The following is a 21480-nucleotide window of genomic DNA, read 5'->3' as shown; positions in this document are numbered from 1 at the left end:
GAACAATGACGACCCATTCTGTCGCTTGAGCAATAGAGAGGATTACGCGCTAGACGCCTACTTCTTCATTACCATCATCTCGTCGAAGTTCACGGGACAACTCGAATTGGCCGGATGCCTCCCCGCCGCAACAACAACGAGACGGTCGTCGCGCAAATCCGCTTCCCAATTCATCTCCGAAGATGCTAGCAATATTGGTTCTTCACCGCACATGGTGCGCACTGCAGCCACCTGGTTTTTGTAGTGCGTTTCCTTCAGCAGGAGGTAGCCGGTAACGCTTGCCGCAGCGAGAACCGAGTTCGCGATGGCGACGGCGACTACCACATGGAATAGTTTCCGAGCGGATGAAAAGCCCGCAATCACCAGAAAAGGGACCATATAAAACATCGGGACGTAGCGGGCCCACCAAGATTGCGGATGTAGCAGGACGCTCGCTAACGTCGCGAGAAGAAATATCTTCGCAATCTCACCGCCGCCTCTCCTCCTCCAGAACAAAGAAGCGATGCACGCAATAAACATAACCCCGAAGAAGGGCCCGAATGCGCCAAAACGCGTAGCAGCCGTGTGCAGCGCGATAAACGCGTCGCGCAAGTGTGCGTATGACGGGACGAAGGTAGGCTCCGCGTTCTCGCACGGCCTGCAATCCAGCGGCAGCGAGAAATACGAGAGGAATATCCTTTGCAAAGGATTCATTGCAAGAAAGTCTGCTGACACTCTTCCACCGATGATATCGACCTTGTCGCTGCCCAGCACGGGGTAGAAAAGGTGTTTTCCAGCGACTATGTTCTCCACGTACGGCGAATAGCCGATCACTGCGACAGCAACAAAAGACCAGATGACCAGCTCTACGATAACTCCCCGGTTCTGAGTTAGAAAGCGTCTCTTTTCGCCACCAATGAACGCCGCTGTGAAGAGAACAGCGATCGAGATGGCGGCGAAGGCCGGTCCCGTCAGCTTCGAGCCGATCAGAAGCACGAGTGCGATACCTAGTTGAACTCTGGAATAAGGCCTACGCTTGAGGGCGAAAAGCAAATGGACAGAAAAGATGACCCAGCAGAAGTAATGCGCAGCGTCGACATAAAAACTCGTCACCTGGCCGAGCACCACCGGGTTATAAACGCAGCAAGCCGAAGCAATCAGTGAAGCTCTGGCAGATATTCCCGCTGACTGGAGCACACGCATTAGAGCAACACAGGCAGGAACACTGAGCAATAGCGTAAATGACTTTCCACTATTGAATCGTGAAGCCAGAACCTTGGCCGTGTATGCAAAATATTCAAATGCCTTGGGGTAGTGTTCGGCCCAGAAACTTCCGCCCAGTGCGTCGGTATCGGCGATGCCGTTTAGGGTGTGGTCTATCGATAGCGGTGTCGCGACGTGGTAGTTCAAGCCGTCGAAACTGAATTCCCGCAGGAATCCGAAAGCAAACAACACCACTGCGATGAATAGTACCGTAACGATCGTGGTGCGCCATTCGAAACGGGAAACATAGCCATAGATGACGACGGCTACAACGATCGCGAACGCCCAGATTCCCGCCAGCACGCCGCTATTGATGTCGAAGTTGTAGAGGATTGCGGCATATAGCGACGAGCCGAATACGAAGATGAGAATCTGGTCGCACAACTGCGTCCAGTTCACACGCTCGAGGGCTGTTTGCATCCTCATCGATTTCCGCGTGGAGTTCACGCGCTGAATGGCGTCTTTCGTCATCGTAGAAAAGCGGGCCTTCTCTGGTTGATGGAGACCCCTCGTCCGTCGACGCATGCCCGCCCTCTATCAGGTCACCGCTCTGACCATCGAAGCATGCCCACGACAACACAACGCACGGCCGGGGTTGGGATGAACGAAGTAGAGGAGGAACGATAGCGATGTCGAACACTACTGCCGATTATGTGCATTTGTGTGGCGTTGCACAAGCTCGCATTGCGCGAACCGCCAAGGCACTTTTCTGCTGTCGGAGCGCCGCAAATAACGCGGCTCGATGGGTGGTGCTTTGAGTGTCGAGGCGTGCACCCTGACGTGGTGAGTGTTCAACGTTATCGGCCAAGATCACCACATTCCAAGCCCCTGTGACACCGCTTAGAGCCGGCAGGTCTATGCTCGCTGCAGGTTCTAACGTTTCGCTGCTGCGCAGCGAACAGGCGATAGCCAGCAATTGGCCTCATTGTCCGCGCATGAATCTGTCGTGCTACCCCTATCGACAGATCGATGCGGTCAGACAAGGATCGAGTGCATGACGATCACGATCTTCATGCAGGGAGCGTGCGCGCACCCTTCACTACAGCATGGCGCGTTCCTGGCGAAGTTGCGCTTCTCAAGTAGAAAAATTCACTGGAATCAGGAGATGTTCGTGGCTGGAAGAGCCGGCGATTGCGCTCGCCAGACTCCTTTTGCAACGCCATGAAAGTTGAGAACCCGACCGAGCCGACGACGCAGAAATGGGTCGCGGCAGCGGCGCGTGCGCTCGCGGGCTGATCCAGCGGCTCAATGCGGCTTTGCATTGCTCAAACTTTGGAAGGTTTGACGACGATTCAGGTACATCGAGGTCACTATGGCTGCCATTCCACTTTGCGTTGATCTGGACGGGACACTGACGTCCAGCGATCTTCTGATCGAGTCGTTTTTCGCCCTCGTCAAGCGAAATCCGCTCTATCTGCTTTATTGTCTGGAATGGTTGCTGCGTGGAAAGGGTTATCTAAAAGCGCAAATAGCCGAACGCGCCGCAATCGACGTGTCACTGCTGCCATACAACCGACGCCTGATCGACTTCCTGAAGAAAGAGAGCGCGGCCGGCCGCGACCTCTATCTCTGCACTGCGGGGAATCAACGGTTTGCCGAACAGATCGCGCGTCACCTCGGATTCTTCAAAGGGGTGATGTCGAGCAACGAGTCGATCAATCTGTCAGGCACGAACAAGGCGTCGGTTTTAACGGCGGAGTTTGGCGTGCAAGGGTTCGACTATTGCGGAAACGCGCGAGCCGATCTGCCGGTGTGGAAGCAGTCGCGCACGGCGATCGTCGTTGGAGGAAAGAGCATCCAGGCGGCCGCGCGGAAGGTGAATCAAACCACGGTCATCTTCGATAACAAACGGTCTCTCTTCAGACTGGCCGTACGGGAAATGCGCGTCTATCAGTGGGTGAAAAACCTGTTGATCTTCGTGCCGCTTCTTGCGTCGCATCGCTTCACGAATGTCGACGCACTGAAGGTTGCCGGGATCGCATTTCTTTCGTTCTGCTTGTGTGCGTCTTCGGTATATATATTGAATGACATGCTCGATCTCGACGCGGACAGGCGCCATAGTCGCAAGTGCAAACGTCCGTTTGCGTCAGGCGAGTTGCCGCTAGTTAGCGGCATTGGCATGTTGTTCGTCCTGTTGCTGGCATCGGCGAGCCTGGCGGTTTTCCTGCCGCCGGCGTTTCAGCTGGTGCTGGCGTGTTACGTCGCAATGACACTCGCTTATTCCTTCCACCTGAAGCGGGTGATGCTCGTAGATGTCTTCACGCTGGCTGCGCTCTATACCACCCGCATCGTGGCCGGGGGCGCGGCGGTCGATGTCGTGCCGTCAGACTGGCTAATCATGTTCTCGGTGATGATATTCCTCAGTCTCGCGTTGGTGAAGCGCTATACCGAACTCGACAAAATGCAGCGGGAGGGCAAAAACTCCACGTCTGGCCGAGGTTATCTGACGGCGGACATGAGCATCGTGCGCTCGTTTGGACCCGCTGCGGGCTATGTCGCGGTGCTCGTTCTTGCGCTCTACATGAATTCTGCTGCCGTGACGGGGTTGTATCGTCATCCCCACAGGCTTTGGATCTTCTTTGTTCTCGTGCTGTACTGGATCAGCCGCGTCTGGATGGTAGCGTTCCGAGGCCAGATGCATGACGACCCGATCGTATATGCGTTCAGGAACCGTTCTAGCCTGGTCATCATGATGCTTTGCGTAGCCGCAGTCCTTTTTGCGATTTGATCAAACGCTAGCTCTTTATTCTGCGCCCAGCCATGCATGCACAGAACCACGCTCCGCTGCGACTGCCACCTGGTGAAGGCGAACACCGTTTGCGGTGGCTCGCTTGTGAGTAAGCATGCTCTACGGCGTAACGACGAGCGCCGTGTGCATTCCCGCTGCATAGTGTCCCGCCTTGTTGCAGATTAACGCGTAGTGGCCGGGCGCAAGCTTGAACGACACGCGCTTGCTCTTGCCCGGCGCGATGTCTTCCACTTCGCCGATCTTTTTCAGCCTGCGCTCCAGCACCTGTCCTTTGCTGACGGGCAGTGCATCGTCCGAGAGATCTGTCTTGAGCACCACGAGTTCGTGTTCCATGTTGTTGTCCGCAGCATTCTTGACTTCAAGCGTGATGGGACCCGCCTTGACGGTGTGCGTCCCGAGCTGGATCGAGTCCGATAGCAATGTTGCGTCAACGGTTTGCTCCGCCCAGCTTGCATGCGATGTCATCCCGAGCGCGATCACACCTGCGAGGATGGTGATTCTGTAAGTGGCATACATGACGCCCTCCTTTGAATCGACATATCGCGCGTGTCTGGCGTCGAGCGATTGCCGCAGCCAATTCATCGGACAAACAGATACCCCTGCCTGTGCGATGGCATTAGCGCTTCGTGAATTGCGCGATACGTGCAGTAAACGTGCGCGGCGGAAGGCTTATTCCGTAAGTCCGCTGAGGCCCGGCATATCGCTTTGCTCGCCGCGCCCCGTGAATATTGTGGTTCGTTTATTACCTGCCATGTAATTGGCGGGACTCGCGCCTCTGACTAATCTGTGCATGTCGCCCGAACGTACCCAGCGATATCCCCCGAACCTCAAGGAAATACCATGGCCAACTTTGCCACCTATACGCTCGACTCCGCACCCGCACAATCGAAGCCCGCGCTGAACAGCCTCGCCGAGATCTTCGGTATGGTGCCCAATATGCCTGCCAAAATGGCGGGCTCACCGAGACTGATCACCGCCCTCGTGGGTGTGTTCAATCAGGCGCACGGCGGCAACCTCGACGAACAGCAGATGCAGGTACTGCTGCTCACGAATGCGGTGACCAATGGCTCCGCCTGGCCGGTCGCATTCCACTCATTCCTCGGGCTTAAGGAGGGCCTCAGCGAGACCGACGTGCAGGCGATCCGCGAACGCCGCTTCCCGCAGGACGCCAAGCTTGCGGCGCTGTCACGCCTCGCGCGCACGCTGATCGAAAAGCGCGGCCGCATCGACGACCACGACATCGCTGCGTTCACCGAGGCCGGCTTCGATCAGGCGCTGGTGCTTGATGTCGTCCTCGTGGTCGCCGCCTCGACGATGACGAACTACACCGCGAACGTCACCCAGCCGCCGCTCGAAGAACTCTTGCAGCCCTACGAATGGAAGGCTTGATGCAAGTTGGGGCGGCGTGAATAGCAATAGAGCCCGCTGCCGCGGAATGCCTGGTAAAGCCCTTTCCTCACGGGGAAAGGGCCTTTTCGCCTGCATGCCTTTTCGGTCAAGCACATGAACCGAATTCTGCCTAAGACACGACAACGGTAAATTTGACTCCCGATTCAAAGTTCAGCGTCGTGGTGGAAAAGCGCGAATCGCCGTCGAGGTAGCGCTTGTATGGCCGAACGGCGTCCTCGGCTGTGTACATATTGTCGGCGAGAACACGCCGCCACACAAAGACCGCACGACCGGCGCAATCACGCCCGACCGCTGTTTGCAGTCGACCGTCGATTCCTTGCGCGTGTTCAATCTCCGTCGCGCCGGTCGCGGCCCGATCGCCATGCCGCCTGAAAATGCTCGCGCTCTTCAGGCGTCATCGCTTCCCATTTTCGCCAGTGACGCCGTCCGCGCCAGCCGCCATGTCCGCGGAATCCGCCAAACAGGATGCGGCTCAAAACCAGCAAGCCCAACGCATGCGCGAAGTCGATCGCGCGGGCGCCAACGAATAGCGCCGGCATCACCCAATTCCATAGCGTCATCACCACCAACCCGAGCACCGCTATGGCGACCACCACGAGCAGCGCTTTACCCACGCATCTGATTCGAAACTTCATCCGTCGACTCCTCTAAATATCCAGTTCGTCGTAAATGGCCTGCAGTCGGGCGCGCAGATGCAAGACCGCGTAGCGCTTGCGCGCGAGCAGCGTGTTGAGCGCGACGCCGCTTTCCGCCACCATGTCTTTGAAGGACCGCCCCTCCAGTTCGTGCGCGATAAATACCTCACGTTGATTCGGCGGCAATTCATCGAGCGCATCCTGCAGAGCCTTGAGCAATACCGCGCGAGCGTAGAGGGCTTCGGGACCGGCATCGTGCGCCGGCAGCGCGAGGTCGAGGCGATACTCGCCGCTGGCGTCGTCCTCGGCCTCGGACAGATCGGCCAGCGGTTGCTCTTTCTTCTTGCGAAAACGATCGATGATGCGATTGCGCGCCGCGCGAAAAAGCCACGCGCTCGCCTGTTCGATCGGAGCCGGAAGCCGGTAAGCCTGCACGAATTCGTGGAACACATCCTGCAGGATGTCCTCGGCATCGTCCGGGTCGCGTATCCGACGCCGGATAAAATTGACGAGCCTCGTGCGCTCGCGCACCACGGTCGCGGTGATGTCGCTGTCTCGGTCGGTCATCGGGTGCGAGGTGGGTGGCGGTTCCATGCGCCTGAAGACGTTTCAGCAGCGCGAATATTGTGGCGAGCGCGAAAATTTTTTCCCTGAGAAACTGCCGATTCGCGCGATGCAATGCGTAGCAGGCTTGCGACCATTACGTAACGGCAAGAAGTGGGAGACCCAGCCATGAAGGTCACGATTGCGTACATCGAAGAGCCCCCGTTCGGTTGGATGGAAACAGATGGTACTGCCACCGGTGCCGACATCGGTCTGGCCGACACGGTCCTTCGGGCGATCGGTGCCACCCGGATCGAGCACCATCTGACATCGTTTAGTGAACTCCTGCCCGGCGTCGAAGCAGGCAGATGGGATATGAACGTTCCGCTGTTCGTCACGCGCGAACGCGCCGATAGGGTCGCGTTCAGCGTCCCCGTATGGGGGATCGCAGACGGTTTTCTGGTTCGGAGTGGAAACCCGAAAGCGCTCGACAGCTACGCGTCACTCGCCAAACGCGCTGACGCGCGCGTTGGCATCATAGCCGGACAGGTTCAGCACGCCTCAGCTAGAGCATCTGGCGTAAGCGAGGATCAGATTAGCGTCTTCGAGCATCAGGCCGATGCTATCGAAGCGGTGCTCTCCGGCGCCATCGATGCCTATGCGAGCACGGCCTTGGGGAATCGGATAGTGGCAAACCGGATCGGAGGCTCAATGCTCGAGGCCGTCGCGCACGAACCGGGAACGAAGGGCCAGCAGCAGAAGCCGCCGCTCGGGGCATTCTCGTTCAATAGAAGTAACAGCGATCTGATCCAGGCGGTAAACCAGGCCCTTCGTTCATATCTGGGCTCACCGGATCATCGTGCTCGCATGGCGGCTTTCGGCCTGACACACAACGAGATCGATCCCGCTCTCGCGGGTCGAGGATAAAGAAATCCCGCCGCTCTCGCATCAAGAGCGGCGCTTGTCCATTGCGCGCTTGGCGCTACATTCCAACGCTCATCCCTCCGCCCGCGCTTGTGCCCGTACCCGTGCCCGTGCCCGTACCCGTGCCCGTACCCGTGCCCGTGCCCGTGCCTGAGCTCGACGTTGCCGTATTCAGATCGATTCTTCCGTAGACGCCATCTGCTTCGCTATTCGGGCCTGCCGCGAAGAAGAGCGTGCTGGAAGGCTGATTGCTGAGGTCGTTGCCGAACGCGATGCCCCATATGCCGTGTTCGACGGTCGGGCTGTTGTTCGGTCCACTGATCGGTCCCATCGACTGCCCGCTCGATGCGTTGAACGCATTGATCATGCCATCACCGAAATTGCCGATTATGATTGCGCCGCTCATCGAGCCGAAACTCGCGGGCGCCTGCGCAATGCCCCACGGCGCGTTCAGCGGACCGCCTGTTGCGAAGCGTTGCTTCAGATTGCCCGCGGTGTCGTACACATCGACCATGCCGAGCCCCGCGCCCGGGACATCGTCGTGTTTGGCTGCGTCCTGCATTGCATAGGTGACGAACAGATTCGAGCCGATCGCCTGAATGCCGAACGGCGCAAAGCCCGCCGGCATCGCCGGGTCCGTGAAGGCGCCGGGCATCGAGACCTTCGTGAACGAGGTATCGAAGACGTCGATCTTGTTGTTATGGAAGTCCGTCGCGTAGAGGAAGTTGCCATTGTTCATGGCGGCGAGCGCGAGGCCCTTATAGACGGCACCACCGGCACCATCGTCGTACATGACGAACGCATTGGTCGGCCCGACGGCGGGCGCCCAAGCGGTGATGGTGCCGCCTTCGCCCGTGAAGATGAATGCGGCGACTCCGGACTTGCCGTTTTCCGTGACGAGGAAGCTTTGTGTTCCGTTGAACACGATGCCCGTCGGCGATGCCGACCCATTCTTGCCGTCGGGTATCGTGACGACCAGCGATTGCGGCACGCCATTGCCGTCATAGAGCGTCGCGACATTGGTGCCATTGTCCGCGACCCACGCGAAACCACTGGGATTGAACGCGACGCCCCAAGGGTTTTTCAGATTTGCGTCGGTGTGTGCGGCCGGCACCGCGCCATCGGATACGAGCGCCGTCGCTGTGAACGACGACTGAACCGGCGTGCTCGTGCTGCTCGAATTCGAGCTACCGCCGCCCCCGCCGCCGCATGACACCAGAGTCGCGACGACCGCGCCGCATGCAACGACGCCGAATATAGCGAGTAGAGACTTCATGACCGCACTCCTTGTTCTGCCCCAAAGGACCTAACGCTCAATGAACGAGCACGGCATGGGGTTTATTCCGGCGGAGCGGCTGATTCGCGGCAGATCTCGTGCGATCGCAATGGTCGAGTTCGTCCAGACAAAAGCGATTGGTACGCAACGAACATGGGGCGTGACTATTCCATGCGTGCGGCCAAAAACTTGTATCGAGCCGTCATTGCGTGAAGTTCCACCGTCGATTCAGCACCTGAGAAAACGCGCGGCACGCTGATTGCGACATTTCCTGTAGCGCAGGCGACAACTGTCTGCGTCTATCTTCCAGTCCAATCAAGGAGGGGCGGATCATGAGCAAGGCAACCATCACACTAGTCGCGGCCGTCGCCGCACTCTCGCTGTCGGGAGGCGCTTTTGCGCAGATGGCCGGAGGTCAGAGCGGCAGCGGTTCGACCGGAAACGCAGGCAGCACCGCCAGTCCGTCGAATCAGATGAATGGCACAACGTCAGGCGGCTACGGCATGCCAGGCAACACCAACTCGGACAGCGGCATGGGCGCCAAGGCGCCGAATTCGGGCCTGCCGAGCAACGACACCGGCTCGACGACCGCCACCCCCGCGCCCAAAACCAACAATACGCTGGCGACCCCGAGCGTGGTATCGCCGGCCGCTACCGGCCATTAACAGCTGGCAAAAATGACCGTCGGCTGCGAACGAGTGCGGCACAAACGCTCCGTTCGCAGCGGCGTAGGTGTAATTGCGACCGGCGCCCAGTTTGTCGAATAGCAGAGGCATGGCCGTCACACGCGGCCAACCGCTTGGCTATCGAAGCGTCACGGACGGGCTCAAAGCCACGTGCCCCCTTGCCGGTCGCTCGGCTCCTGCGCGAGCGCATCGAAGTCGTGAATCCAGTCGAGGTGATGCAGCATGCTATCGCGCGCCCCAAGCCGCGCGTTGCGTTCCTGCGCGGCGGGGCCGTCCGGCAGATGCAGCACGTCCGCGGTGCTGATCGACGCGTACTGCACCTTGCGCGTGCGGCCCCGTCGCAGACGCTCGTAGCCCTCCTGCGCTTCCCGCCAGTTGCCTGGGCCCGCCTTGGCTAGTTGCGCGGCCAGCACCACGGCATCTTCGATCGATTGATTGGCGCCCTGGCCGTGATGCGGCACGAGCGCATGCGCGGCATCGCCGATCAGCGTCACGCGACCCTTGCTCCAGCGGCCGAGCGGCGGACGGTGAAACAGGCCCCAGCGCTGACTGATCGGCACCGCCGTGATCATCTGCACGACGGCCGGATGCCAGTCCTTGAAGAGGCGCAGTTGTTCGCCTTCGGTCGACGGCATGACCCAGTCGCGCGACGGCCACGGCGACGGATGACGCTCGACCAGCAGGAAGTTCTGATCGCCGTTGTCGCCGATCGGATAGTGCAGCAGATGGCCGCCAGGCCCGACCCAGAACTGGATCGTCTCCGAATCGGGCAACAGGTCCATGCGCTCGGCCGGCACGATGCCACGGAAGCCCGAGCAACCGGAATACAGCACGTCGTCGTAGCCGAGCATCCAGCGTCGCGTGATCGAGCGTGCGCCGTCGGCGCCGATCACGAGATCGGCATCGATGCGCCGACCGTTGTCGAACGCGAGGCTCACACGATCGGGATGCTGCACGAGATCGACCAGCCGATGACTGAGCTCGATGTGCTCGAGACCGACCGCCTTCGACAGCACCGCCTGCAGATCGGCGCGATGGACGCCCCAGTATGAGCCACCGAACTGCTCGCGATAGCTGGGCATGCCGCGATGATGGCCAATCACGCTGCCGCTGCGGCCGTCACGATAGATGAGCCCGGGTACTTCGGCGCACACGTCGTCGAACGCGGAGCGTAGTCCCATGCGCTCGTAAAAGCGCGTCGCGTTGGCCGACAGCGCGACGGCCGCGCCCACTTCGCGCAACTCGTCGGTCTGCTCATAGAGTTGCGCGTCGATGCCATGCTCGCGTAGTGCGAGCGCCAGCGTAAGGCCGCCGATGCCGGCGCCGACGATCGCGATGCTCAGGTCCATCCGGGTCATGATTGTGTCTCCATATGCGGGTTTATCGTGTCGGTATTTTCAGCACTAGACCGTCATTGCTCAATAAGATGAAATGAATCTCCTTCATCACCGAAGTGAATGGCCTTTTAGTCATGTCGAAGCCATGGAACTGAGCGATCTCGACCTCAACCTGCTGCTGCTTTTCCAGCGGCTGATGCAGGAGCGGCGCGTGGCGAGCGTCGCCGAGCAAATGAACATGAGCCAGCCGGGCGTCAGCAATGCGCTCGCGAAGCTGCGCCGCCTGCTGGGTGATCCGCTGTTCGTGCGCGCGCCGGGCGGTGTGGTGCCCACCCCGTTCGCGCTGCGTCTCGCGGAACCGGTCTCGCAGGCGCTCGCCACCTTGCACGCCGCGCTCAATCCGGTGACGGGCTTCGATCCGCTGCGCGCAATGCGAACGATGACGATCGGTATGACCGACATCGGCGAAGTCGTGTTTTTGCCGGCATTGCTGGAACGATTGTCGCGCGTCGCGCCAGGCGTCGCGATGAATACGGTCCGCAATACGAGCATCAATCTGAGCAAGGAGATGGCCGACGGCCGCGTCGATCTGGCGATCGGACTGTTGCCGCAGTTGAAGGGCGGTTTCTATCAGCGACGTCTGTTCGATCAGCGCTACGTCTGTCTGTTCAGACGCGGCCATCCACTCGAAGAGGCGCCGCTCACGCTTTCCGCGTGGCGCGAAGCCGAGCATCTGGTGGTGGTGTCGGCCGGTACCGGCCACGGTCAGGTGGACGAGTGGCTGAAACGGCGCGGCGTGCGGCGTCAGGTGCGACTGACGGTGCCGCACTTCATGAGCGTGGGCTACATCCTGCAACGTACCGACCTGATCGCCACGGTGCCAGAGCGTCTCGCACTGGAGTTGGCCACGCCGTTCTCGCTCAGCCTGCGCGCGCTGCCGATGACGCTGCCCGCCGCGCCGATCCATTTGTTGTGGCACGAACGGGTCCATCACGACGAAGGCAATCGCTGGCTGCGCGAGGTCGTGATCGACCTGTTCGCGGATACGGCGACGAGTGGCAGGCGAGCGCGGGACGTGAGGAAGAAATAGGGCTTTTTTGCAAACGCGACTCGCACGCGGATCGACAATCGGCGTGCGGACCGCGTGAAGCCGCGCAAGCGGGCATCGCGCGATCGGCGCAGAATGATTGGACCCACGGGTGCCTGCGCCGCAGGTGTGAAGGTGCGCACCACTCGCCAGCGTATGGTCGGAAGATCGCCCGACACAGTGATGCGCACATAGCAGCCGGCGTAACGTCCGGTCGCCCGTGGCCTTTCGCGCAATGGCCGATGAGTATTCGCGGCCTAATTCGCGTAGACGTTCGACGCATGGCTAGCGCGAGGCAGCCGCTCCTCCCTGACATTACAATTGCATTTGCGTATAATTTCGCGAAGCCTTCATGCGGTATCACTGAAAAGCAAATAAGCGATACCGCAATAAAAAAGCACTGCTGTGGCCTGCCCACATAGTGCACAAAGACAACATCACCCGAAAAATGTCCGTGCCTTCAGCCACAACCGGATCGCGCGATTCCGCGCGGTTTTTCACGCAACCGAAAGTGCTCGTCATCGTGGCGACGCTATGCTGCCTGCTTTGGGGCAGTTCATACCCGGCAATTAAAATTGGCTACGCGTTACTCGGAATCACACAAAACGATATTCCTTCGAAGCTGATCTTCGCGGGCTACCGGTTCGTGCTCGCGGGACTGTTGTTGTTGATTCTTGCTGCCTTTTCAAAGAAGCCTGTTTTCGAATTGAATCGACGCAATAGCGGACAGCTGATGCTATTGGGTTTCACGCAAACGGCCATTCAATATGTTTTCTTCTATATCGGTCTCGCCTACACGACCGGCGTTCGCGGTTCGATCCTGAACTCCACGACGACCTTCTTCAGCGTGCTGCTTGCCCATTTCATCTATAAGAACGATAAGGTCTCGCCACGCAAAGCGCTTGGATGCCTGCTGGGATTCGTCGGCGTGATGGTCGTCAATTTCGGCGACGGTCTGTTTGAATTTGCATTCACCTTGCCCGGCGAAGGCTTTATCGTGATTGCCGCATTCGTGCTATCCGCTGCATCGATTTACGGAAAGCGCATTTCGCAGAGTATGGACGTGATGGTCATGACCGGTTATCAACTCGGGTTTGGCGGCGCCGTTCTGCTTGCGGCGGGGTACGCGACCGGTGGTTCGTTGCACGCGTTCACGCTGGGATCGATGGCTTTGCTGGCCTACCTGGCGTTGCTGTCTGCGGCGGCCTTCACGTTGTGGAGTCTTCTGCTGAAATATAACCAGGTCGGCAAAGTTACCGTTTTCAATTTCCTGGTGCCCGTGTTCGGTACCGTGCTGTCCGCGATTTGCCTGAACGAGAACATCATGGAATTGAAGAATCTCGTCGCGCTGGTGCTGGTATGCGGAGGAATCTGGCTGGTTACGCGCTCGGCGCGACGGAGCGCTGGCTGTTCGAAGGCCGGGGTCGCCGTGGGCCCTCAGGGTCGCGGCTGAGTTCGCGGGTTCCGTAGCGTCGGCTTCCCGTCAAACGCTGTCCGACGCAACCGGCAACCCCTCCGTCCGCCACCGCAGCATCCCACCGGCAAGATTCGCCACCTTGCCGAACCCCGCCTTCGTCAACAATACGCTCGCCTGCGCCGAGCGCACGCCGGAGCGGCACACCGCGACCACCGGCCGCTCGCGATCCAGTTCTTCGAGCCGCGCTGTCAATTGCGACAGCGGCACCAGCTTCGCGTCCGGCAGATGACCCAAACGATCGATGAACTCCGGCGCCTCGCGTACATCGACGATCTGAAACTTCGCGCCATGCTCGAGCAGCGCCATCGGCTCGATTTCCCACACCCCGCTAAAGCGCAGCGTCAACGGTGCCCAATCCGGTGTTTCGGTCGCAACTTCGGCGCCGCCTTCCGGCTGCCCGCAACGCATGTTCGCGGGCACCGCGACCGCCATCTGCTTCGGATGCGGCAAATTCAGGTTGTTCATGTACCCGGCAAAATCACCGACGTCGACGTCGCCGCCCAGACGCGGATTGAAGCGCCGCTCCTCGGTCACGCTCGTCACGGTGATGCCGCGATAATCGTGCGCGGGATAGAGGAGGCAGCCGTCTGGCAGCGACAGGATCTGCTCGCGCACGGACGCGAACAACTGCTGCGGACTGCCCTGCTGGAAATCGGTGCGGCCGCAGCCGCGAATCAGCAGGCTGTCGCCAGTAAAGGCCATGCTCTGATCGTCGAGCACGTAGGTCAGGCAGCCATTCGTATGGCCAGGCGTCGCGCGCACGGTCAGGTGACGCGTGCCGAAGTCGATCCGATCGCCATGCGCGAGCGGCCGCGTCACGCCTTTCGCCCCCACGACCGCGGCAAGCCCGATCTCGCTGCCGCAACGCAAACGCATGCGCCATGCGCCGGTTACGTGATCGGCGTGCACGTGGGTATCGAGCGTAGTAAGCAGCCAGAGGCCCAGCTCGCGCAGCAGCGCCTGATCGCGCGGCACTTGCTCGTAGACGGGGTCGATCAGCATTGCCTCGCCGCTGTCGCCGAGCAGGTACGTGTAGGTCGACGAAACAGGATCGAACAGCTGACGAAAAATCATCTGTATCTCTCGAGAAGATCGGCGAGGCGGCCGCGAACAGCCGCCGTGCCGCATCTGTCAGCGCGGTTGCTTGGTGGTGCGCAGATACGGTTTGATGGTCTTGAAGCCAGGGAACACCTGCTGCGCCTCTTCGTTGCTGACCGCCGACGTGATGATCACGTCTTCGCCCTGCTTCCAGTTGACCGGCGTCGCGACCCTATGTTTGGCGGTCAGTTGGATCGAATCGAGCACGCGCAGGATTTCGTCGAAGTTGCGGCCGGTGCTCATCGGGTAGGTCAGCGTCAGCTTGATCTTCTTGTCAGGACCGATGATGAAAACCGAGCGCACGGTCGCGTTGGTCGCTGCGGTGCGGCCCTCGCTGGTATCGCCCGCGTCGGCCGGCAGCATGTTGTACAGCTTGGCGACTGCGAGGTCGGTGTCGCCGATCATCGGGTACTTGACGGCGGCGCCCTGCGTTTCCTCGATGTCCTTGGCCCATTTTTCGTGGTCTTCGACCGGATCGACCGATAGCCCGATCAGCTTCGCGTTGCGCTTGGTGAACTCCGGCTCGATCTTCGCCATGTAGCCCAGTTCAGTCGTGCAAACCGGCGTGAAGTCTTTCGGGTGAGAAAACAGGATCGCCCATTGGTCGCCGATCCAGTCGTGGAAATCGATGGTGCCCTGCGTGGTCCGCGCGGTGAAATTGGGCGCGGTGTCATTGATACGAAGTGACATATTGCCGTCCTGTGAAGTCGTGGTTAAGCGGAAGACCCGAGCGAGGCCTGTCTGCAACGGTCCAACACGAGCCCGGTTAATCTCGGGGATTGAAAATCACCAAGGCTCACAACGATAGATGAAGCTTTCGCGGCGCATACTCGCGCGGCAAGTAGCGCATCGCCGCATCGCGCAGTGAGAACTCAAATATAGCGCGTTACGCGCAAGCCCATGCTGACACCCATCGAATTCTGTCCGGCTGGCCACTCCGGAATGGCCGAGAGGAATGACGTTGATCGGTAAATCATGGACATTCGATGCGCCGGCGTGTGTGCGATAGCGCACAGATTTACCGGACCCTGCTTTGATCGGACCGTGCCGTCGTCCAATGGGCGGCGCTAATGCGTGGTGCGCGGCGCGGCCGTCTCGCCGTCTACGCGCTTGCGCAACCAGGCGCCGAATGCATCGTGCACTTCGTTATGCCGCAGCGCGAAGTCGACGGTCGCCTGCAGATAACCGAGTTTGGTCCCGCAGTCGTAGCGTTTGCCGATGAATTCATACGCGAGCACCTGCTCTTCCTCGAGCATCGAATGAATGGCGGGTGTCAGTTGAATCTCGCCGTGAGGGCCGGGCGGCTGCGCGCGCAAGTGGTCGAATACCGCTGGCATCAACACATAACGGCCCGCGACGCCGAAGCACGAAGGCGCTTTTTCCGGGGCGGGCTTCTCGACGATACTCGACACGTTGATCACGCGCGCGTCCCAATGTCGTCCGCCGACCACGCCATGCGAGCAAGCGCCGTCCGCTTCGAATTCCTCGACCCCGATCACCGACGAGTCGTAATGGCTGAAGACGTGCACCATCTGCTCGAGAACCGGCGGCTGACCCTCGAGCAGATCGTCGGCGAGAACGACCGCGAACGGCTCGTCGCCGATCAGCTTTTGCGCGCACAACACCGCATGCCCGAGTCCGAGCGGCTCGGCTTGCCGAACATAGATGCAGTTGACGTTGGGCGGTTTGATGCTTTGCACGAGTTCGGCGAGGTTTTGCAGCCCGCGCGCCCGCAGCACGTGTTCGACTTCGTAGGATCTGTCGAAATGATCTTCGATCACGCGCTTACCGCGGCCCGTGATGAAGATCAGCTCGGTGATACCCGCGGCAACCGCTTCTTCGACCGCATATTGAATCAGCGGTTTGTCGATGACCGGCAGCATCTCCTTCGGACTCGCCTTCGTGGCCGGCAGAAAGCGCGTGTCGATTCCCGCGACCGGAAACACCGCCTTGTGAACTGCGAGCATGATGAACTCCTCGTCCGGCTGGTAGACGGAGCAGCACGGCTGTGGAGCATGGCCGGATGCCGCCGGGCTGGGCTCCCGCTTCGGCTGGCCAGTGCTGCGCGTCGGAGCGTGCGGTACTGATGAAGCGCTTGCAACAAACGTGGCTTCCGTCCGCTCGCAAACATCTGCTGAATGCTCGCCATGATGGCACGGTTTGCCGGCGGGTGTGGATATTCGCCGTTGCGGCGCGTCAATCCGCAGAGGCGGGCGACTCGGGGAACCCAGGTCGTCAAGAGGACAGGCTCGCGATAAGCGGCTTTTAAGCTTGCAGGGCGTAACTTCATACCCACGCTGAATGCTCACGCACGCCTGACTCCCTGCTCACATGCGGACGTCGCACGTCCGATCCGACTTTGATATGAAAAAGCTAGCGCGCTCGATTGACTTCATTCTGTTGACCGCCGCGTCGGTGGGCCTCGTCATGTTCGTCGTCTGGCGAGTGGCGACGGTAAAGGGTTGGCTTTAGGGGTTGGCTTTAGGGGTTGGCTTTCTCCCTCTCTGCGCTCAGACGTCTGCGATGCATGTCCCCGTTGCCCGAAAATAGGTCGCAACAATGCCGTAATAATTCATCCGCACAATTCGACGCCACCGACAACGACAAGAAAGTCTCGTGATGACTCATCTTCGCGTCTCTCTTCCGCTGCGCCTCACTATTCTCGCAAGCGTAGCGGCACTAGCCGCGTGCGGTGGCGGCAATGACTCTTCTACGCCGACGTCCTCGAATACTTCGACGACAACGGCGACGGCCTCGATCCCGGCTCCACCTGCCGACCCTGGTTTTGTCGACAACGCCGCAATCCCCGACGTGCCCGCGTTCGTCGACACGATCGCGACCAACCAGCGCGGCGACGCTCGATATGCGACGCTCGCCACGAATGCGGGCGTGCGTGTCGTCTCGCGATTCCTCGATATCTGGCAACCGTTGACCGAGATCGTCGATGCGGGCGTATCCGCCCCCGCCAATGGTTCGTTTCCGGCTGTCGTGCAGTCCACGTGGACCGGACTACCCAATGACGGTACGCCTGGTGGGGCTGTCGTGAACAGCGCCGTCCATGCCGCAAATATTCAATTCGTGGTCACCGAAACGACCAACCGCACCCAGGCGCAGGCCGATGCAGCCTACTACGACGACCGCCGCGGCAAAGGCTACAGCGTGACCGACGGCATGGGCCCGCTCACCAACGCGTGGCGCACGGCGGCGCAGCAGACGACGACGATCACGTCGATCCCGGCGGATGCGACGACCGTGCTGTACAACGACGCCGGCAACAACATCGGCGTCGGCAGCAGTGGCGGCAACAGCAATTTCGGCCAGGTCGTCGACCTGCTCAGCAACATGGGCAACAACGCATCGACCGAGCCGGCCAAGCGCTTCTACAAATACGCGCGGCCATACCGCTGGAGCACGAGTGTCGTGGTAGCTCCGACTCTGGTGCCGGCCGAGAGCACCACGCCTTCGACCGATGGCGGATATATCAGCGGTCACGAGGCGGAGGCGATGCGCGACGCGATGACAATGGCCTACGTGCTGCCGGAGCGGTTCCAGGAGATGGCGAGCCGCGGCCTCGAACTTGGCGAAAACCGCATTTTTGCCGGTATGCATTCGCCGCTCGACGTCATTGCTGGTCGAATGTTTGCACTTGCGGCGACTGCTGCGAATCTCTCCGATCCCAGCAACGCCACCTTGAAGAGCGCCGCACTTAGTCAGGCGCACGCAGCCCTGATGCAGTCGACCAACACCAATTCGACGAACTTCGCCGCTTTCGCCCACTCCGGCACGGCAGCGACGGACCGCTTTGCCGACTATGCGACGAACAAAGCAGACTTCACCCGTCGTATGACGTTCGGCTTTGCTCCGATCGAATCGACCGATGCGCCTCCCGTCGTGCCGAAGGGTGCGGAAGGATTGCTGGAGACGCGCTTTCCGTATCTGAGCGCAGCCCAGCGCCGCGTGGTGCTCAAGACGACCGAGCTTCCTTCCGGCTATCCGGTCATGGACGACGCGGAAGGTTGGGGCCGCCTCAACATGTTTGCGGCCGGCGACGGATATGGTGCGTTCAATGGCAGCGTCATCGTTTCGATGGATGTGTCCCAAGGCGGATTCAACGCGTCGGATCTGTGGCGCAACGACATTTCCGGCGCGGGGAAGTTGACGCTGCAGGGCAGTGGAACGCTGAAGCTCGGTGGCAACAACACCTGGTCGGGCGGTTCACAGGTAAGCGGCGGTGTGCTCGAGGCGGATTCTCCGAATGCGTTCGGCACGGGCGACGTGTATGTGGGTGCGGGCGGCGTCACTATCGCGGCGTCTTCGCCCGTGTCCATCGTCGGCAAGTACACGCAGCTCGCCGGCACCACGCTCGAACTCGACATCGACGGTAAAGGCGCCGGCCAACTGCACGTTGGCAATCAACTCACCATCGCAGGCGGCACGCTGCACGTGAAGTTCGTGAACGGCTATGCGCCCAAGGTCGGTGACACCATCGATCTGATCGATGGCAACGGAGCGACCACGCAGTTCACGACGATCACGGTCGACGGCCACAAGGCGACGCCCGTCTATTCGGCGACCGGGGTGTCGGTGCACATCGATTCGTAAGCCGGGCGGGTGCCGATGCGCGCTTCGAGAAACTGCAACAAGGCCCGCACTTTCGTCGAATGCCTGCGATTGGGCAGGTATGCCGCATGGACCACGACATCGCCGCTCTGCGGCGTCACGTTCCTGTCCGCGAAGCATCGCATCAGGCGGCCCGCATCGATGTGTTCGTTCACCAGCCAGTCGGGCAATAGAGCGACCCCCTGCTCAGCGAGCACTGCTTGCAGGAGCATATCGAGGCTGTTCGATATCAGTCGTCCGCGCACGTTGACCTTTTCAATTTCCTCCCCGCGCGCGAACGTCCAGATCTGACGTGCCCGATAGCTTCCGCCATAGGCGATGCGCAGACATTCGTGTTCGGCGAGGTCGGCTGGTTCCTCGGGCATTCCCGCTTTTTTCAGGTACCCGTGAGCCGCAACCACGAAGCGCGGGTTGTCGGCCATCTTCCTGACGATGAGATTCGGATCGCCGCTGGGCAGCCCAATGCGCACCGCCACGTCGATGCGATCGAGCGCGAGATCCACGAAGTGATCCGCAACGACGACGTCCAGCGCAACGCGAGGATATTCACGCAGGAAAGCGGCGAGATGCGGCGCAAGCACGATGCGGTTGTACGTGGACGGCACCGTCACGCGCAATGCGCCAACGGGCGCCGCGCCGCTGTCCAGCACGCTTTCGTCGGCCTCAGCGAGCTCGTCGAGCAGCCTGGAAATCTGTTCGACGTACGCTGCGCCAGCATCGGTCAGGCTGACACGCCGAGGCGTTCGCGTCAGCAGCGCGGTGCCGAGCGAGTCTTCGAGTGCGTCCATCAAACGCGTGACCGACGACGTTGCCACGCCCAGACGCTGGGCGGCTTTCGCGAAGCCGCCGGCATCAGCCACTTCGAGCAGGGTGTTGAGGGCGAGCAATTTGTCCATGCGGGAGATTATGCCAGCGGAAATCCCCATGGCTGACGACCGACGCTCGTCGCGTTGCGTGCAGCGCAACGGGGGATTGCGCGCCGATCGTATTCCGCATGCACCGGCTTGCGCCTAACCTTGGTGCAGTCGCGAACAACAGTTTCGCTGTCGTACAAGCCGACGCCAATTCGCGCACTGCATAGAAGTCGAACGGCGTAGTCGTCAAATAATTTCATCGCTCAAGGAGCCATCATGTCCACTCCCTCGCGCACGCTCGGCGGCAACGAACGGCCCGTCAAGCTCACCCAGGGACTCATTGCACTATTCGCATTCAGTTGCGGCGCGATCGTTGCAAACCTGTACTACGCGCAGCCGATCACCGAGTTGATCGGTCCGTCGTTGCACATGTCGGGTGGCACGGCGAGCCTGATCGTTTCGCTCACGCAGATGGGCTACGCGCTCGGTCTGTTTTTCATCGTGCCGCTGGGCGACCTGCTCGAGAACCGCAAGCTGATGATTACGACCGCAGTCGTGTCGGTCGCGAGTCTCGCGATCGCATCGCTGATGCACACGCCCAGCTGGTTCCTGCTGATGTCGTTGCTGATCGGCTTCAGTTCCGTGGCCGTGCAGATCCTGATCCCGCTCGCGGCGCACCTTGCTCCCGATCATTCCCGAGGCCGTATCGTCGGCACGATCATGGGCGGCCTGCTTCTCGGCATCCTGCTGTCCCGACCGCTGTCGAGTATCGTCGCGGACCACTTCGGCTGGCGCGTCGTGTTCGCAGCGGCCGCGGTCGTGATGGCGCTCGTGACGACCGTGCTCGCGCTGACGATTCCGCGCCGGCAACCGGACCATAGCGCCACATATTTAGAGCTCATCGGCTCGCTGCTGGTGCTCGTGCGAACCATGCCGGTACTGCGCCATCGTGCGCTCTATCAAGGTTTGATGTTCGCGTCGTTCAGCCTCTTCTGGACTGCGGTTCCGGTTGAGCTCACGCGCCAGTACGGCCTGTCACAGTCCGCAATCGCGCTGTTCTCACTGGTTGGCGCAATTGGTGCGACGTCGGCTCCCGTCGCAGGTCGGCTCGCGGACGCTGGACATTCCATTCGCGCCACGTTTGTGGCGCTGATCGTGGCCGCGTTGTCTTATCTGCCGGCGCTCGTCCATCCCGCGTCCGGAGTCTTCGGCCTCGTGGTTACCGGAATTGCGCTCGACTTCGCTGTGCAGATGAACATGGTGCTCGGCCAGCGAGAGATCTACGCGCTGCACGCGGCCAGCCGCAACCGTCTCAATGCGCTGTACATGACAAGCATCTTCGTTGGCGGCGCGATCGGGTCCGCACTTGCGAGCACGCTCTTCGAGCGCGGCGGATGGCCGTTGGTAGCTGGCGTGGGCCTTGCGTTCCCGCTGATCGCGTTCGTCCACTTCCTGCTGATTGGACGACCGCACGCTGTCGGCAAGCGCTAGACCCAAGCGCGTTTCGCCCGACTCGGCGCCGCGTGGCGCGGACTGACCGGA

Annotated in this window: 21 protein-coding genes and 1 pseudogene; 11 read left to right on the top strand and 11 right to left on the bottom strand. The window is 60.6% G+C overall.

All coding sequences use genetic code 11. From position 1 onward, the window contains the following. Positions 1-57: 57 nt before the first annotated feature. Positions 58-1662, bottom strand: a complete 1605-nt coding sequence (locus tag AB3X86_RS09360) for a hypothetical protein (protein ID WP_368595729.1) — start codon at positions 1660-1662, stop codon at positions 58-60. Between the two features lie 574 nt (positions 1663-2236). Between AB3X86_RS09360 and AB3X86_RS09355 the strand changes: the two genes are divergently transcribed. After that, positions 2237-2407, top strand: a complete 171-nt coding sequence (locus AB3X86_RS09355; protein ID WP_368595728.1) for a hypothetical protein — start codon at positions 2237-2239, stop codon at positions 2405-2407. A gap of 147 nt (positions 2408-2554) precedes the next feature. Continuing rightward, positions 2555-3970, top strand: coding sequence for a UbiA family prenyltransferase (locus tag AB3X86_RS09350; RefSeq protein ID WP_368595727.1), 1416 nt, complete (start codon positions 2555-2557; stop codon positions 3968-3970). A gap of 120 nt (positions 3971-4090) precedes the next feature. On the opposite strand, the gene AB3X86_RS09345 is transcribed toward AB3X86_RS09350, so the two are convergent. Further along, complete coding sequence (locus AB3X86_RS09345; RefSeq protein WP_176121000.1) at positions 4091-4507, bottom strand: plastocyanin/azurin family copper-binding protein; 417 nt, start codon at positions 4505-4507, stop codon at positions 4091-4093. 324 nt (positions 4508-4831) lie between these two features. Between AB3X86_RS09345 and AB3X86_RS09340 the strand changes: the two genes are divergently transcribed. After that, positions 4832-5380 carry a carboxymuconolactone decarboxylase family protein gene (locus AB3X86_RS09340; RefSeq protein WP_368595726.1) on the top strand — a complete coding sequence of 183 codons (549 nt, stop codon included), beginning with the start codon at positions 4832-4834 and terminating at the stop codon, positions 5378-5380. A 130-nt stretch (positions 5381-5510) separates the two neighbouring features. Here AB3X86_RS09340 and AB3X86_RS09335 read toward each other — a convergent pair. The 3 genes and pseudogenes from AB3X86_RS09335 to AB3X86_RS09325 all read right to left on the bottom strand — a co-directional run. Continuing rightward, positions 5511-5645, bottom strand: a pseudogene (locus AB3X86_RS09335) (SAM-dependent methyltransferase); the annotation flags it as partial. Positions 5646-5727: 82 nt separating this feature from the next. After that, the gene (locus tag AB3X86_RS09330) at positions 5728-6036 is read right to left on the bottom strand and encodes a hypothetical protein (RefSeq protein ID WP_176120997.1); all 309 of its coding nucleotides are present in this window, start codon (positions 6034-6036) and stop codon (positions 5728-5730) included. Positions 6037-6048: 12 nt separating this feature from the next. Next, the gene (locus AB3X86_RS09325; RefSeq protein WP_176106926.1) at positions 6049-6630 is read right to left on the bottom strand and encodes an RNA polymerase sigma factor; all 582 of its coding nucleotides are present in this window, start codon (positions 6628-6630) and stop codon (positions 6049-6051) included. Here AB3X86_RS09325 and AB3X86_RS09320 point away from each other — a divergent pair. Both AB3X86_RS09320 and AB3X86_RS09315 read left to right on the top strand, forming a co-directional pair. Beyond that, positions 6554-6772 carry a hypothetical protein gene (locus AB3X86_RS09320; protein ID WP_368595863.1) on the top strand — a complete coding sequence of 73 codons (219 nt, stop codon included), beginning with the start codon at positions 6554-6556 and terminating at the stop codon, positions 6770-6772. The genes AB3X86_RS09325 and AB3X86_RS09320 overlap by 77 nt on opposite strands. Continuing rightward, entirely contained in the window at positions 6769-7506 is a 738-nt protein-coding gene (locus AB3X86_RS09315; RefSeq protein ID WP_368595725.1) for a transporter substrate-binding domain-containing protein, read from the top strand. Before AB3X86_RS09320 ends, AB3X86_RS09315 begins: the two co-directional genes overlap by 4 nt. 55 nt (positions 7507-7561) lie before the next feature. Here AB3X86_RS09315 and AB3X86_RS09310 read toward each other — a convergent pair whose 3' ends face one another. Beyond that, positions 7562-8779 (bottom strand): TIGR03118 family protein, encoded by a 1218-nt coding sequence (locus AB3X86_RS09310; RefSeq protein WP_368595724.1) that lies wholly within the window; start codon positions 8777-8779, stop codon positions 7562-7564. Between the two features lie 40 nt (positions 8780-8819). On the opposite strand from AB3X86_RS09310, the gene AB3X86_RS09305 reads away from it, so the two are divergent. Both AB3X86_RS09305 and AB3X86_RS09300 read left to right on the top strand, forming a co-directional pair. After that, entirely contained in the window at positions 8820-9038 is a 219-nt protein-coding gene (locus tag AB3X86_RS09305) for a hypothetical protein (RefSeq protein ID WP_368595723.1), read from the top strand. 73 nt (positions 9039-9111) lie between these two features. Next, the gene (locus AB3X86_RS09300) at positions 9112-9444 is read left to right on the top strand and encodes a hypothetical protein (RefSeq protein ID WP_176106930.1); all 333 of its coding nucleotides are present in this window, start codon (positions 9112-9114) and stop codon (positions 9442-9444) included. Positions 9445-9605: 161 nt separating this feature from the next. Here the strand turns inward: AB3X86_RS09300 and AB3X86_RS09295 are convergent, their stop codons facing one another. Then, entirely contained in the window at positions 9606-10823 is a 1218-nt protein-coding gene (locus AB3X86_RS09295; RefSeq protein WP_368595722.1) for an FAD-dependent monooxygenase, read from the bottom strand. A 124-nt stretch (positions 10824-10947) separates the two neighbouring features. Here AB3X86_RS09295 and AB3X86_RS09290 point away from each other — a divergent pair, with 124 nt between their 5' ends. Both AB3X86_RS09290 and AB3X86_RS09285 read left to right on the top strand, forming a co-directional pair. Continuing rightward, entirely contained in the window at positions 10948-11892 is a 945-nt protein-coding gene (locus tag AB3X86_RS09290; RefSeq protein ID WP_368595721.1) for a LysR family transcriptional regulator, read from the top strand. 445 nt (positions 11893-12337) lie between these two features. Then, the gene (locus tag AB3X86_RS09285; protein ID WP_368595859.1) at positions 12338-13342 is read left to right on the top strand and encodes a DMT family transporter; all 1005 of its coding nucleotides are present in this window, start codon (positions 12338-12340) and stop codon (positions 13340-13342) included. Positions 13343-13372: 30 nt separating this feature from the next. Here AB3X86_RS09285 and AB3X86_RS09280 read toward each other — a convergent pair whose 3' ends face one another. From AB3X86_RS09280 to galU, 3 genes are all read right to left on the bottom strand, one after another. Beyond that, a complete protein-coding gene (locus AB3X86_RS09280; protein ID WP_368595720.1) occupies positions 13373-14440 on the bottom strand; it encodes a rhodanese-like domain-containing protein in 1068 nt (355 codons plus the stop codon). Between the two features lie 57 nt (positions 14441-14497). Continuing rightward, a complete protein-coding gene (locus tag AB3X86_RS09275; RefSeq protein WP_176120989.1) occupies positions 14498-15154 on the bottom strand; it encodes a peroxiredoxin in 657 nt (218 codons plus the stop codon). Between the two features lie 377 nt (positions 15155-15531). Beyond that, complete coding sequence (gene galU, locus AB3X86_RS09270; protein WP_368595719.1) at positions 15532-16431, bottom strand: UTP--glucose-1-phosphate uridylyltransferase GalU; 900 nt, start codon at positions 16429-16431, stop codon at positions 15532-15534. Positions 16432-17083: 652 nt separating this feature from the next. Here galU and AB3X86_RS09265 point away from each other — a divergent pair. Further along, positions 17084-19066 (top strand): phosphatase PAP2 family protein, encoded by a 1983-nt coding sequence (locus AB3X86_RS09265; RefSeq protein ID WP_368595718.1) that lies wholly within the window; start codon positions 17084-17086, stop codon positions 19064-19066. On the opposite strand, the gene AB3X86_RS09260 is transcribed toward AB3X86_RS09265, so the two are convergent. Further along, a complete protein-coding gene (locus tag AB3X86_RS09260; protein WP_368595717.1) occupies positions 19027-19980 on the bottom strand; it encodes a LysR substrate-binding domain-containing protein in 954 nt (317 codons plus the stop codon). The two genes, AB3X86_RS09265 and AB3X86_RS09260, sit on opposite strands and share 40 nt — an antisense overlap. 234 nt (positions 19981-20214) lie before the next feature. Between AB3X86_RS09260 and AB3X86_RS09255 the strand changes: the two genes are divergently transcribed. Further along, on the top strand, positions 20215-21429 hold the full coding sequence (locus AB3X86_RS09255; RefSeq protein WP_368595716.1) for an MFS transporter: 1215 nt from the start codon (positions 20215-20217) through the stop codon (positions 21427-21429). Positions 21430-21480: the final 51 nt, after the last annotated feature.

It is taken from the genome of Paraburkholderia sp. BR14374, assembly GCF_040948685.1.
Taxonomy (GTDB): domain Bacteria; phylum Pseudomonadota; class Gammaproteobacteria; order Burkholderiales; family Burkholderiaceae; genus Paraburkholderia; species Paraburkholderia youngii.
This window is presented reverse-complemented; position numbering and strand designations above follow the sequence as displayed.

What these genes read in the sequence shown, in the direction of transcription:
- galU (WP_368595719.1), bottom strand. Translation starts at nt 16,431, where the DNA reads ATGCTCGCAGTTCACAAGGCGGTGTTTCCGGTCGCGGGAATCGACACG.
- AB3X86_RS09360 (WP_368595729.1), bottom strand. Translation starts at nt 1,662, where the DNA reads ATGCAAACAGCCCTCGAGCGTGTGAACTGGACGCAGTTGTGCGACCAG.
- AB3X86_RS09355 (WP_368595728.1), top strand. Translation starts at nt 2,237, where the DNA reads ATGACGATCACGATCTTCATGCAGGGAGCGTGCGCGCACCCTTCACTA.
- AB3X86_RS09255 (WP_368595716.1), top strand. Translation starts at nt 20,215, where the DNA reads ATGTCCACTCCCTCGCGCACGCTCGGCGGCAACGAACGGCCCGTCAAG.
- AB3X86_RS09345 (WP_176121000.1), bottom strand. Translation starts at nt 4,507, where the DNA reads ATGTATGCCACTTACAGAATCACCATCCTCGCAGGTGTGATCGCGCTC.
- AB3X86_RS09275 (WP_176120989.1), bottom strand. Translation starts at nt 15,154, where the DNA reads ATGTCACTTCGTATCAATGACACCGCGCCCAATTTCACCGCGCGGACC.
- AB3X86_RS09325 (WP_176106926.1), bottom strand. Translation starts at nt 6,630, where the DNA reads ATGGAACCGCCACCCACCTCGCACCCGATGACCGACCGAGACAGCGAC.
- AB3X86_RS09315 (WP_368595725.1), top strand. Translation starts at nt 6,769, where the DNA reads ATGAAGGTCACGATTGCGTACATCGAAGAGCCCCCGTTCGGTTGGATG.
- AB3X86_RS09290 (WP_368595721.1), top strand. Translation starts at nt 10,948, where the DNA reads ATGGAACTGAGCGATCTCGACCTCAACCTGCTGCTGCTTTTCCAGCGG.
- AB3X86_RS09300 (WP_176106930.1), top strand. Translation starts at nt 9,112, where the DNA reads ATGAGCAAGGCAACCATCACACTAGTCGCGGCCGTCGCCGCACTCTCG.
- AB3X86_RS09310 (WP_368595724.1), bottom strand. Translation starts at nt 8,779, where the DNA reads ATGAAGTCTCTACTCGCTATATTCGGCGTCGTTGCATGCGGCGCGGTC.
- AB3X86_RS09260 (WP_368595717.1), bottom strand. Translation starts at nt 19,980, where the DNA reads ATGGACAAATTGCTCGCCCTCAACACCCTGCTCGAAGTGGCTGATGCC.
- AB3X86_RS09295 (WP_368595722.1), bottom strand. Translation starts at nt 10,823, where the DNA reads ATGACCCGGATGGACCTGAGCATCGCGATCGTCGGCGCCGGCATCGGC.
- AB3X86_RS09280 (WP_368595720.1), bottom strand. Translation starts at nt 14,440, where the DNA reads ATGATTTTTCGTCAGCTGTTCGATCCTGTTTCGTCGACCTACACGTAC.
- AB3X86_RS09305 (WP_368595723.1), top strand. Translation starts at nt 8,820, where the DNA reads ATGAACGAGCACGGCATGGGGTTTATTCCGGCGGAGCGGCTGATTCGC.
- AB3X86_RS09265 (WP_368595718.1), top strand. Translation starts at nt 17,084, where the DNA reads ATGACTCATCTTCGCGTCTCTCTTCCGCTGCGCCTCACTATTCTCGCA.
- AB3X86_RS09285 (WP_368595859.1), top strand. Translation starts at nt 12,338, where the DNA reads ATGTCCGTGCCTTCAGCCACAACCGGATCGCGCGATTCCGCGCGGTTT.
- AB3X86_RS09330 (WP_176120997.1), bottom strand. Translation starts at nt 6,036, where the DNA reads ATGAAGTTTCGAATCAGATGCGTGGGTAAAGCGCTGCTCGTGGTGGTC.
- AB3X86_RS09350 (WP_368595727.1), top strand. Translation starts at nt 2,555, where the DNA reads ATGGCTGCCATTCCACTTTGCGTTGATCTGGACGGGACACTGACGTCC.
- AB3X86_RS09340 (WP_368595726.1), top strand. Translation starts at nt 4,832, where the DNA reads ATGGCCAACTTTGCCACCTATACGCTCGACTCCGCACCCGCACAATCG.